Annotated in this window: 8 protein-coding genes and 4 pseudogenes; 1 reads left to right on the forward strand and 11 read right to left on the reverse strand. The window is 65.4% G+C overall.

Annotation, left to right across the window (positions count from 1 at the left end; translation table 11 throughout):
* Positions 1-10: 10 nt before the first annotated feature.
* The 4 genes and pseudogenes from ACSJDS_RS18800 to ACSJDS_RS18815 form a co-directional block, all read right to left on the reverse strand.
* Positions 11-2,605 (reverse strand): annotated as a pseudogene (locus ACSJDS_RS18800) (TRAP transporter permease).
* 158 nt (positions 2,606-2,763) lie between these two features.
* Complete coding sequence (locus tag ACSJDS_RS18805) at positions 2,764-3,744, reverse strand: TAXI family TRAP transporter solute-binding subunit (RefSeq protein ID WP_473034568.1); 981 nt, start codon at positions 3,742-3,744, stop codon at positions 2,764-2,766.
* Positions 3,745-4,134: 390 nt separating this feature from the next.
* Positions 4,135-5,523 carry a KamA family radical SAM protein gene (locus ACSJDS_RS18810; RefSeq protein ID WP_473034569.1) on the reverse strand — a complete coding sequence of 463 codons (1,389 nt, stop codon included), beginning with the start codon at positions 5,521-5,523 and terminating at the stop codon, positions 4,135-4,137.
* Positions 5,524-5,735: 212 nt separating this feature from the next.
* Positions 5,736-5,966 (reverse strand): DUF2798 domain-containing protein, encoded by a 231-nt coding sequence (locus tag ACSJDS_RS18815; RefSeq protein WP_473034570.1) that lies wholly within the window; start codon positions 5,964-5,966, stop codon positions 5,736-5,738.
* A gap of 156 nt (positions 5,967-6,122) precedes the next feature.
* On the opposite strand from ACSJDS_RS18815, the gene ACSJDS_RS18820 reads away from it, so the two are divergent.
* Complete coding sequence (locus tag ACSJDS_RS18820; protein WP_473034571.1) at positions 6,123-6,650, forward strand: macro domain-containing protein; 528 nt, start codon at positions 6,123-6,125, stop codon at positions 6,648-6,650.
* An 18-nt stretch (positions 6,651-6,668) separates the two neighbouring features.
* Here the strand turns inward: ACSJDS_RS18820 and ACSJDS_RS18825 are convergent, their stop codons facing one another.
* The 7 genes and pseudogenes from ACSJDS_RS18825 to ACSJDS_RS18855 form a co-directional block, all read right to left on the reverse strand.
* A complete protein-coding gene (locus ACSJDS_RS18825; protein WP_473035076.1) occupies positions 6,669-7,808 on the reverse strand; it encodes a glycerate kinase in 1,140 nt (379 codons plus the stop codon).
* An 84-nt stretch (positions 7,809-7,892) separates the two neighbouring features.
* Positions 7,893-8,873, reverse strand: a pseudogene (locus ACSJDS_RS18830) (LacI family DNA-binding transcriptional regulator); the annotation flags it as partial.
* An 82-nt stretch (positions 8,874-8,955) separates the two neighbouring features.
* Entirely contained in the window at positions 8,956-9,474 is a 519-nt protein-coding gene (locus tag ACSJDS_RS18835; protein WP_473034572.1) for a gamma carbonic anhydrase family protein, read from the reverse strand.
* A gap of 43 nt (positions 9,475-9,517) precedes the next feature.
* Positions 9,518-10,449 (reverse strand): annotated as a pseudogene (gene kce, locus ACSJDS_RS18840) (3,5-dioxohexanoate:acetyl-CoA acetone transferase).
* A 28-nt stretch (positions 10,450-10,477) separates the two neighbouring features.
* On the reverse strand, positions 10,478-11,440 hold the full coding sequence (locus ACSJDS_RS18845) for a 3-hydroxyacyl-CoA dehydrogenase (protein ID WP_473034573.1): 963 nt from the start codon (positions 11,438-11,440) through the stop codon (positions 10,478-10,480).
* Positions 11,440-12,048 (reverse strand): SDR family oxidoreductase, encoded by a 609-nt coding sequence (locus tag ACSJDS_RS18850; RefSeq protein WP_473034574.1) that lies wholly within the window; start codon positions 12,046-12,048, stop codon positions 11,440-11,442. The genes ACSJDS_RS18845 and ACSJDS_RS18850 overlap by 1 nt, the downstream gene beginning before the upstream one ends.
* Positions 12,049-12,110: 62 nt before the next feature.
* A pseudogene (locus tag ACSJDS_RS18855) lies at positions 12,111-12,212 on the reverse strand (3-oxoacyl-[acyl-carrier-protein] reductase); the annotation flags it as partial.
* Positions 12,213-12,218 lie beyond the last annotated feature (6 nt).

The raw sequence follows: 12,218 nt of genomic DNA on the forward strand, positions 1-12,218 counted from the left end.
GATCACCTCTTCAGGCAGCCGCCTCGCTGGGCGACTGAAGGTTGCGTCGACGACGCTGCAGCAGCACCACCAGGCCGAATACCAGGAAGCCCGGTATCCACATCCACTCCTTGGCCCAACGATCCACCGGCGCCATCACCTCGAGGATCTCCTGGTCGAAATCGAAGCCGAGATCCTGGGCCAGGCCGCCGAATTCGACGAAGTCCACCAGAGTCTGGTCGCCGTCGACCCAGAGCTCCATGCCGAGGCGCTCCATGCGCTCTTCGGGCGTATCCCCCGCGGCACCGGCACCAGGATATAGGTGGTCATGGGATCGCCGAAGGCGTCTTCACCGGCGATCTGCACCCGCAGGTTGCTGCCATCCTCCACTTCGCCCAGCGCCTGGGCGAACTCGCTCGGCGGCACCGACTGGTAGGGGTCGTGGATCATGTCCATCCAGTAGCCGGGACGGAACAGGGTGAAGGCCACCAGCAGCAGCAGGATCGATTCGTACCAGCGGTTGCGCACCACCATGAACCCCTGGGTACCGGCGGCGAAGATCAGCATCGCGATAGTGGCGATGATGAATATCACGATCCCCTGCAAGAGTCCCACATCGATCAGCAGCAGGTCGGTGTTGAAGATGAACAGAAACGGCAGCGCCGCGGTGCGCAGGCTGTAATAGAAGGCCTGAAAACCGGTGCGCAGCGGATCGCCCCCGGACACGGCCGCGGCGGCAAACGACGCCAGGCCCACCGGTGGGGTCACATCGGCCATGATGCCGAAGTAGAACACGAACAGGTGCACGGCGATCAGCGGCACGATCAGGCCGTTCTGCTGGCCCAGCATCACGATCACCGGCGCCATAAGGGCCGAAACCACGATGTAGTTGGCGGTGGTCGGCAGGCCCATGCCCAGGATCAGGCTGAGCACCGCGGTGAGCAGCAGGATCAGCATCAGGTTGCCCATGGAGAGAATCTCCACCACGTCGGCCAGCACCAGGCCAACGCCTGTCTGGGAGACCGCCCCCACCACGATGCCGGCGGTAGCGGTGGCAATACCGATGCCGATCATGTTGCGGGCACCGGCCACCAGGCCGTCCCAGAGGTCGATGAAGCCTTCCACGATATCGGGCACCAGCCGGCTGCGACCACGGAACAGAGCGGTGATCGGCCGCTGGGTGATCATGATGAAGATCATGAACACCGTCGCCCAGAAGGCCGAGAGCCCCGGCGAGAGGCGCTCCACCATCAGACACCACACCAGCACGATCACCGGCAGAATATCGTGCAGCCCCACCATCACCGTGGGTCGGGTCTGTGGCAGGGTGACCACCGGGGAGTTGGGATCGTCGAGCTCCAGCTCCGGGTAGTTGGCCCCACCTTGAGCAACCCCACATAGATGACCGTCAGCCCCACGGCCACCACCCAGGGAGTGGCTCCGCCCAGCACCGGCTTGAGCCAGCCGAGGCCATAGTAGACCGCGAAGGAGAGCGCCATCAGCAGCAGCAGACCGGTCAGAAAACCGATCACCTTGTTGAGGAAGGGCCGCGCCGGATTGCTCGACGGCAGGCCCGCCATGTTGGCCTTGAGCGCCTCGAGATGGACGATATAGATCAGCGCGATATAGGAGATCAGCGCCGGCAGGAAGGCGTGCTTGATCACCTCCACGTAGGGAATGCCCACGTACTCCACCATCAGGAAGGCCGCGGCCCCCATCACCGGCGGCATGATCTGGCCATTTACCGAGGATGACACCTCAACCGCACCCGCCTTCTCCGCCGGGAAGCCGACCCGCTTCATCATCGGAATGGTGAAGGTGCCGGTGGTCACGGTATTGGCGATCGAGGAGCCCGAGATCAGGCCGGTCATGCCGGAGGCCACCACCGCCGCCTTGGCCGGACCGCCCTTGTAATGGCCGAGCAGCGAGAACGCCACCTTGATGAAGTAGTTGCCGGCGCCGGCCTTGTCGAGCAGCGCCCCGAATAGCACGAACAGGAAGACGAAGCTGGTCGAGACCCCCAGCGCGATGCCGAACACCCCCTGGGTAGTCAGCCACTGGTGGTTGATCATGCCGTTGAGGCTGACCCCACGGTGGGCCAATAGACCCGGCATGTGGGGCCCGAACAGCGAATAAACGATAAAGATCGAGGCCACGATCATCAGCGGCGGCCCCAGCGCCCGCCGCGTCGCCTCGAGCAGCACCAGGATCCCCACCACGCCGACGATGACGTCCTGGGTGATCGGCGCCCCGGGGCGCTCGGAGAGCTCGGCGTAAAAGATAAAGATATAGGCGGCGCAGAAGGCCCCCACCAGCGCCAGCACCCAGTCCTGGAGGGGGATGCGGTCGCGGGGCGAGCGCTTTAGCGCCGGATAGGCCATGAAGGCCAGGAACATGGCGAAGGCCAGATGGATCGAGCGCGCCTCGGTGGCGTTGAAGACCCCGAAACGCAGCATGTAGGGCAAAGGCGAGGCGATCCAGAGCTGGAACAGCGACCAGGCGGCGGCGATACCCACCAGCAGCTTGCCCGGTGCCCCCAGCGGCTTGCGTGCGCCAGAATCGCTGGAGGCGACCATGTCCTCAAGGTCGACATGGGACCCTCGGGGGGTGTCTTCTCGTCAGTCATACGTCGCCCTGCCCAGTGTGGATTGACGTGCAGTTCCCTGCTGATGAACCCTCATCACGGTGTGTCTTCCTTTCTCCAGCCAGCCTTGAAACAGATGCGCGGACCCCAGTGGTGTCCGCGCATCCTTCACCGGAGGGTTGGGACCCTCGGCCTGTCGATTACTCGATCCAGCCACGCTCGCGGTAGTAGCGTGCCGCACCGTCATGCAGCGGCGCCGTCAGGCCATCGGAGATCATGTCCTCCTCGTTGAGGTTCTCGAAGGCCGGATGCAGGCGCTTGAAGCGGTCGAAATTCTCGAACACCGCCTTCACGGTTTCGTAGATGATGTCTTCATCCACCGCCGTGGAGCTGACGAAAGTGGCCGCCACGCCGAAGGTCTCGGTGTCCTGATCATTACCGCGGTAGAGCCCCCCGGGAATCACCGAACGGGTGTAGTAGGGATACTCTTCGATCAGTCCATCGATCTCGTCACCGGTCACCGGAATGAGCCGGGCATCGATGGTGGTGGTGGCTTCCTGGATGGAACCGTTGGGGTGGCCGACCACGTAGACCATGGCGTCGATGTTGTTATCGGAGAGGGCCGCGGCCTGCTCGGCGGCATCCAACTGGGAGGCCAGCGAGAAGGTGTCCATGTCCCAACCCATGGCATCCATCACCACGTTCATGGTGTTGCGCTGGCCGGAGCCGGGGTTGCCGATGTTGACGCGCTTGCCGGGAAAGTCGCTGAAGTGCTCGATCCCGGAGTCGGCACGCGCCACCACGGTCAGCGGCTCACCATGCATGGTGAAGACCGCACGCATGTCTTCCCAGGGCCCGTCGGATTCGAAGTTGGCCTCGCCGTGGTAGGCGCGGAACTGGACGTCGGACTGCACCACGCCCATGTCGAGCTCGCCGGACTTCATGCCGTTGACGTTGGCCACGGAGCCACCGGTGGACGGCGCGTTACAGCGGATGTTGTGCTCGTCGCTGCCACGGTTGACCATGCGGCAAACGGACTGGCCGACGACGAAGTAGACACCGGTCTGACCACCGGTACCAATGGTGATGAAGCGATCCTGTGCCACGGCCGGGGCCGAGAACAGCGCGGCGCCGAGCAGGGCGCCGGAGAAAGCAGCAGCCGAGAATGCATGGCGTTTCATGAACACACCTCTTGATATTGTGAGCAAGCTGACGTTTCCGACAGCTGGGTCTGGTTGGCAGCCGGATCAGCCGGTCTGCCGGCGGTCCTTACCGCTCCCCCTACTTTAGCGAAAAATACGCCTGCTTGATGAGCTCTTTTTCAACAGCCTAATTTTAGTCACGAAGAACGTTTAGTGTGCGTTAATTTTGCCGCCTCCTTGACCCCGGCAGTCCGAAATCCCGGTGATACGCGGCCCCACAACGGCAAGGCTCCCTGCCCGGAAAACCGGACAGGGAGCCTGTCGGACTTAACGCTGATCTGCCACGAAACCCATGTTCCTCGCGACGATCGGTCAAACCCGACAGGCTCCTAGCGGAAACGGCATACCCCATGCGGGGTCAGCCTATGACTAGGACGCCTTCATGATCAGCGCCTGCTTCTCGTCCTTCATGGCGGCGAATTCGGGTTCGAAGAAGAACTCGCTCTCCCCCAGCGCCGGCTCCAGATGGTTGAGCCAGGTCGCCTCCTCGTCGTACTTGGCGAAGAAGGGCCGCTGCACCCAGTCGTTGTCGCGACCCTGGATGAAACGCAGCACGAAGACCTTCTCGCCCTTGATCTCCGTCACCCCCTGGATCTCCACCTTGCCGGGGTCGGCGGACATCGACGGCCCGCGGGCGGTACGTGCCAGGCCCGGTACCGCCTTGATCGCCTCGCGATAGATCTCCCACGCGCGGACCAGCGGCACCTCGAAGTAGTGGCGAGCGCCGGTGTCGCGCTCCACGAACATGTAGTAGGGGATCATCCCCAGGCGTACCTGGGTGGTCCACATCTTCGCCCACTGGTCGGCGTCGTCGTTGATGTGCTTCAGGAGCGGCGCCTGGGTGCGGATCTCGGCCCCGGTGGCGCGGATGCGACGGATCGCCTCCCGGCAGATGGGGGTGTCCATCTCCTTCCAGTGGTTGAAGTGCGCCATGAAGGCGACGTGCTTGCCGGCTGCCGTCAGCTCGCGGAACAGCTCGAGGATATCCTCGGCGTCCGGGTCGGTGACGAAGCGATAGGGCCAGAAGGTCAGGCTCTTGGTGCCGATGCGGATATCCTGGACATGGTCCAGCTCCGGCGCCATCAGCCCCTCCAGATACTGGCGCAGGTGCTTGGCCTTCATCACCATGGGGTCGCCGCCGGTCATCAGCAGGTCGGTGACCTCGGTATGCTCGGCCAGATAGCGGTGCAGGGAATCCGCTTCGCTGGAGGCGAACTTGAGGTCCTTGTCGCCGACGAACTGCGCCCAGCGGAAGCAGAAGGTGCAGTAGCTGTGGCACACCTGGCCCTGGCTCGGGAAGAACAGCACCGTCTCGCGATACTTGTGCTGCATGCCGGGCAGCGGCTCCCCGTCGAGCAGCGGCAGGTTGAGGTCCATCTGCCCCGCCGGATGCGGGTTGAGCTCGGAGCGGATGCGCTCAATGACCGGCTTCATCTCGGCCGCGGAGGCCTCTTGGCGCATCAGCTCGGCCACCTCGTCGAAGTGCTCGGGACGCAGCATGCCACGCTGAGGGAAGGTGAGCTGGAAGACGGGGTCGGCGGGAATATTGTCCCAGTCGATCAGCTCGTCGATGACGTACTCGTTGACGCGAAACGGCAGCACCTGGCTCACCACCCGCATGTCGAAGCGCAGGTCGTCAGGCAGAGTCTGGATCGCCTCGATCTTGTCGAGCTGGCGATGGGTGTAGACCTTGAACTGACGGGCCTCGAAGGCCTCGGCCAGCGGATCGCCGAGATCGATGTTCACGCGCTGGTTCATGCCACCTCCTCTGGTCTGGCACGGCATGTCCGAGTCACCGGGATCGGGCCGGTGACCGCGACCGAGCCGCCAGGATGGCGACCGCTATGCCGTGGTCTCTTCGGGGGTGGCCATTGGTACCGACTCAAGGGCAAAGTTGCAAGCTTTTGCGGCGATTTGCAACGAATGTCACGCAAAGTTCCATCAGGCGCAACATATTGATCGTCCCCGATTCACGCCTTGCGCACCAGCCGCCCCACCAGGCGCTGCAGGCGCGGCGCCCCGACCAGGATCAGCGCGAAGGCCACCGGCCAGGCGATATAGAAGGCACGCCACCAGCGGCCGAGAAAGCCGTCTCCCAGGCCGGTGTTGACCCAGGTGATGACGAAGGTCATCAGGAAGACCATGTAGATAGACATGAGAATGGAAAACAGCAGCGGGGCGAAACGGGCCGGCAGCCGCATGGGAGGCTCCTCGTTCAGCAAGCGGATAAATACGATAAAAGCATTATCTTATAACTACCAAGCCAATACCATGGGGGCTCACCCGAAGGGAACTCATGACCACATACCGGTCAGAAGGGCAAGCCTCTCTCGCAGCGACTCGCCAAGGAGACAACGATGGACGCCTTCTCGCGTATCGAATGCCAACAGGGCGATATTACCCGCCAGAGCGACATGGAGGTGGTGGTCAACGCCGCCAACGCCGAACTGCGACCGGGCGGCGGCGTAGCCGGGGCGCTGCACCGCGCCGCCGGCCCCGAGCTCGACCGGGCCTGCCGTCCGCTGGCGCCCATCAAGCCCGGCCAGGCGGTGATCACCGAGGCCTTCGCACTGCCCAACCGCTATGTGATTCACTGCCTGGGTCCGATCTACGGCAGCGATGAGCCCTCCGACGAGCTCTTGGCCGACTGCTATCGTCGCGCCCTGCAGCTGGCCGAGGAGCACGGCATCGCCTCGGTGGCGTTTCCGGCCATCTCCTCCGGTGCCTTCGGCTATCCGGCGGCGGAAGCCGCACGCGTGGCGCTCTCCACGGTAGTCAGAACGCTACCCGAGTGCCCCAGCGTCGAGCGGGTACGCTTCGTACTCTTCGATGCCGAAAGCACCAAACTGCATGAGCGCACCTTGGCAACGCTGAATGGCCGCTGAGGCCATACCGCCCTCGCCTCATGCGCGGCGGCCAGCCACGAAGAGCCGTGAGACACTCTCGGCCCGCGCCAGCAGTTGGTCGGCGCAGCCGTCGAGGGCCTGCTCCAGCGTCATTGGACCGTCGGCCAGGGCAAAAGCCGCCGTGACGCCTTCGCGGTAAGCCGCCTGCCACCCCTCCCCCAGGCGGCCTGCCAACACCACCACCGGCACGCCGTGTGCGCAGGCCCGTCGGGCGATCCCGATCGGCGTCTTGCCGGCCAGGCTCTGGCCATCGAGCTGCCCTTCCCCGGTGATCACCAGATCGGCATCCGCCAGGCGGGTATCGAAGCCCACTTGATCCATCACCAGCTCGATACCGGGACGCAGCTCGGCGCCGAGAAAGGCGCGCGCCGCAAACCCCATACCGCCGGCAGCCCCCGCACCGGGCCGTTCACGATGGTCTTCGCCAAGCGCCGTCGCCGTGCAGTCGGCGAACCGGGCCAGTGCCGCATCCAGCGTGGCCACCTCATCGGACGTGGCGCCCTTCTGGGGGCCGAATACCGAACTGGCGCCGTGAGGGCCCAGCAGCGGGTTGTCGACGTCCACCGCGGTCTCGACGGCCAGCGCGGCCAGCCGGGGATCGAGGCCATCGAGTTCAAGGCGCGCCAGCCGCGACAACGCTGCGCCGCCCGGGGGCAGCGGCTGTCCCTCGGCGTCCAGCAGGCGTGCGCCCAGGGCCGCCAGCATGCCGGCACCGGCATCGTTCGTGGCGCTGCCCCCGAGCATCAGCAGCAGGCGCTGCGCGCCGTGGTCCAGCGCCGCGCGGATCAGCTCGCCGACCCCCTGGGTCGTGCTGTGTAGCGCGGTGCGTTCGGCCGATGCCAGCCCCTGCAGGCCGCTGGCCTCGGCCAGCTCGATGTAGGCGGTACGCCTCGCCGGCTGCCAGCCCCACGCGGCCCGGCAGGGCCGCCCCAGGGCGTCGTGCACGTCCTGCTCCCGACGCTCCGCCCCGGTGGCGGCCAGCAGGGCATCCAGGGTGCCCTCGCCGCCGTCCCCCATGGGGCACTCGTCGAGGCGGCTATGCGGATCCCCCCGACGGACCCCCTCGGCCATCGCGCGGGCCGCCTCACGCGCCGGGAGCGCGTCCTTGTAGCTGTCGGGGGCCAGAATGACCTTCATGGCAACCTCCCATCCGTCTTCCAGTCTGCTAGTTTGAGGCTTGACCTTTTTCCCTCCCCGTCCGGGACGCCGGGTGCTGTTGCGCAGCATCGGCGTCACCGGCAGGGTCAGCTGCTGTGGCGCGCTCTCGGTCTCGTTGATCTGATCGAGCAGCAGCTCCGTTGCCTTCATGATCATCAGATCCACGGGCTGCTTCAGGGTGGTCAGCGAGTGGCTCGGCCAGGCGGCCATAGGCATATCGTCGAAACCGATCACGGCCACATCCTCCGGCACCGACAGCCCCAGCTCATGGCGCAGGGTCTCCATCGCCGCGATGGCCATCAGGTCGTTGGCCGCAAAGAGGGCATCCGGCGGCGACGGAGCGGCAAACAGGCGTCGCGTGGCATGACAGGCGTCCTCGTAGCGATAGTTGCCGACTTCGACCGCCTGACACCCCAGGCCCTGGGCTGCCAGCCCGTCCACGAAGCCGTCATGGCGCTGACGATTGGTGGAGGAGTCCGGCAGCCCCGCCAGGTAAGCCATGCGCCGATGGCCAAGGGAGGCCAGGTAGCTGCCGGCCCAGTAGCCGCCGGCAAAGTTGTCACTGCCCACCTGGCTGATGCCGGCGTAGTTGACGGTGCGGTTGATGATCACCACGGGGATGCCGAAGTCGGCCACCACGCTGGCCTGCTCGGCGTCGAGGGTGATGGCCAGCATCAGCACCCCTTCCACCTGGCTCTGAATGATCTCATCGAGTACCGCATTGACGTCGCCATTCGCCGGCGCGAAGAACAGCAGCAGGTGGTAGCCCTGCTGCTGGAAGAAACGGGACGCCCTCTCCAAGACGAAGGAGTAGAACGGATTCTCGAGGCTATAGGTCACCACGGCGATGGTCCGGCTGGATCGGGTGATCAGCGAACGCGCGATCGTATTGGGCCGATAGCCCAGCTCACGCGCGGCCGCCATCACCTTCTCGCGGGTGCGCTCCGAGACCTTGGCATGGGGCGAGAAGCAGCGACTCACCGCCGACTGCGACACGCCGGCAAGCTTGGCGACATCACGGGATGTGATCGATTTCCTTTTCATCTAGCACGGGACGGCAGGCAGCTCAGTGTCCCCTTGGGGGATGCCAAGAGCCTGCCGAAAGCTCCACTCTGCGGCCTGAGGTTCACACAGGCTCCAAGGATTGGTAGGTGGCGATCTTCGCCACGTAGGTACGACTGTTGTCCAGTACGCCCTGCACTTCCTCGTCGGTCAACTCCCTGACCACCTTGGCCGGAGAGCCCACGATCAGCGAGCGCGGGGGAAAGCGTTTGTTGGCGGTAATCAGCGCGCCGGCACCGATGATGCAATGATCACCGATGTCGGCACCGTTGAGCACGGTTGCCTGCATGCCCACCAGCACTCCGTCACCGATTCGGCAACCGTGCAGCATGGCCAGGTGACCGACGGTCGTCTGGCGGCCCACGCTGACCGGATAGCCAGGATCCGTGTGAATCACGCAGCCATCCTGCAGGTTGCTGCCCTCGCCGACCGTGATCGGCTCATTGTCGCCCCGCAGGACGGCGCCCGGCCACACGCTGACCTCCCGCCCCAGCTGGACACGGCCGATCAGCACGGCCTCGTTGAGCACCAGGGCGCTCGCATCGATATCGGGGGCGTGGCCCTCCAGTCGATAGCACGGCATATGGCGTCCTCCACTATTTGCACAGATGATGGCCGACAGGCTGTTAGAAGCCGACCTTGTCGGCCCCCTTGAGCTGCAGCATATCCCGCGCCTCGTCGGGCGTGGCCACGCCGAACGACAGCCCGTCGAGGATCTCACGCACCTTGCTCACCTGGCTGGCATTGCTCTCGGCGAGCCGTCCCGGCCCCAGCCACAGGGAGTCCTCAAGCCCGACCCGCACATGTCCCCCCATCGCGGCCGACTGGGCGGCGAGGCGCATCTGGCTGCTGCCGGCCCCCAGCACGGACCAGGCATAGTCGTCGCCGAACAGTCGGTCGGCGGTGCGCCGCATATGCAGTACATCTTCGGGATGGGGGCCGATACCGCCGAGAATGCCGAACACGCTCTGCACGAAGACACGCCCCCGATGATGCCCCGATCCATCAGGTTGCGCAGGCTGTAGAGGTGACCGATGTCGTAGCACTCGCACTCGAAGCGGGTGCCGTTCTGCGCCCCCAGCGTCATGGTCTTCTCGATATCGGCGAAGGTGTTCTTGAACACCAGGTCGCGGCTGTTTTTCAGATGCGCCCGCTCCCAGTCGTGCTGGAACGTCGTGAAGCGATCGAGCATGGGAAAGAGCCCGAAGTTCATCGACCCCATGTTCATGGAGGCGAGCTCCGGCTTGAACTCGATGGCCGGGCGCATGCGCTCTTCCACCGTCATGTGGGGGCTGCCGCCGGTGGTCAGGTTGACCACCGCATTGGTCGCCTCCTTGATGCGCGGCAGAAACTTCTCGAAGACCGCGGGATCCTGGGTCGGCCTGCCGGTCTTGGGGTCGCGGGCATGCAGGTGCAGGATGGAGGCACCGGCCTCGGCGGCGGCGATGGCCGCCTCGGCGATCTCTTCGGGCGTCACCGGCAGGTGCGGCGACATCGAGGGCGTGTGAATGGCACCGGTCACGGCGCAGGTGATGATGACGTTGCGTTGCGTTGCCATGGGAATACCTCGTGAAATAGGGAGTCGTTCAGGCGTTACGGGTGGCCCGCCGATGGGCGATCAGCGCCATCAGGCGCCGGTCGCGCCAGGCCTGGCGTTCGGCGAGCTTCTCGCCGGGAAGTGCCCGGCGCCGCTCGGCATCGAGCGCGCCGAGCGTTTCGGGGTCCCAGGGATCGTCGTCGCCGCGCTGGTCATCGACGTCCCGATAGAGGGGGCCGTAGCGTTCCCCGTAGTCCACCACCCCCTGGGGGGCGTTGAGATCGATGGTTTCGAAGGGGCCCATGAAGGACCAGCGCAGCCCCAGCCCGTGCTTGACGGTCTTGTCGAGATCGGCGGCCGAGACATAGCCATCGCGAAACAGCCGTAGCGCCTCGTTGAGCAGCGCCCCCTGAAGCCGATTGAGAACGAAGCCCTGCACCTCCCGGCGTACCAGGATCGGCGCCTGATCCACCACCTCCATGAGCCTCAGGGTGCGTTCCACCACGGCCTCGGCGGTGGCCGGGGTGGGCACGACTTCGACCAGGGGAATCAGGTAGGGAGGATTGACGGGGTGGGCGACCAGGCAGCGCTCCGGGTGCTGCAGATGATCGGTAAAGCGTGAGGCAGCAATGCCGGAGGTGGAGCTCGCCAGGATGGTGGTCGGTGCGACCGCCGCCTCCAGCTGCGCATAGATCTGCCGCTTGGCCGCGAGATTCTCGGGACCGCACTCCTGCACATAGCCGACGTCGGCCATGGCCCGGGCCAGGTCGGGCTCGAAGCGAATTCTTGCCAACACGTCCTGGGGCGCGTCGATCAGCCCATGGGCTGCCAGGTCTTGCAGCGAGTGCTCCAAGGCCTCTCGGGCCGCCTCCAGGGCCTGCTCATCGACATCATGGAGCCGGACGGATACGCCCGCCCTGGCGAAGACGATGGCCCAGGCGCGGCCGATCAAGCCGGCCCCCATCACCCCGACCGGGACTTGCATGGCGGTCATGTCGTCGCTCGGATGCATCACAGGGACTCCACGTTGGCGCACACACTGAGCGCCTGGCCGGAGATGTTGGCGCCACCCGGGGCCGCCAGGAACAGCGCCATGGCCGCGATATCGGTAGGCTCCACCATCTTGCGCATGGAGATCTTGGCCAGGTTCTCCTGCTCCATGGCGGCGTAGCTGATTCCGCGCTTGGCCGCGCGCTCCTCGATGACCTTCTCGATCCGCGGCCCGCGGACGATGCCGGGCAGAATCGCATTGACCCTCACCCCGGAGGGTCCCAGCTCACAGGCCAGACTCTTGGTCAGGCCGACCACGCCCCACTTGCTGGCGGCATAAGGCGTGCGAAAGGCAAACCCCAGCCGACCGGCCACCGAGGCCATGTTGATCAGCAGCCCCTCGCTCTCGCGCAGGGCCGCGGCCGCATGCTTGGCGACGTAGTACTGGCCGTTGAGGTTGATGTCGATGGTCTGGCGCCAGGCCTCGGAGTCGATCTCATCGATACTCGCCGTGGGACCGGCGACGCCGGCGTTGTTGACCACCACATCGAGACCGCCAAGCCCGGCGGCCTCCGAGAAGAGCCTGGCCACCTGAGCCTCGTCGCCGATATCGGCGCGAGTGAAGCCCACGCCCTGGGCAGGCTGTCCGCCGCCTCGGCATCGATGTCGCAGACATGCACCTGCGCTCCCGCCTCATGGAAGGCCGTGGCGATGGCCAGGCCGATGCCGTTGGCACCCGCGGTGACCAGGACCTTGAGGCCGCGGCGCGGCACCAGGCTTTCAATGACTCGCATAGTGAA

This window comes from Halomonas sp. SL18_1 (assembly GCF_055755715.1).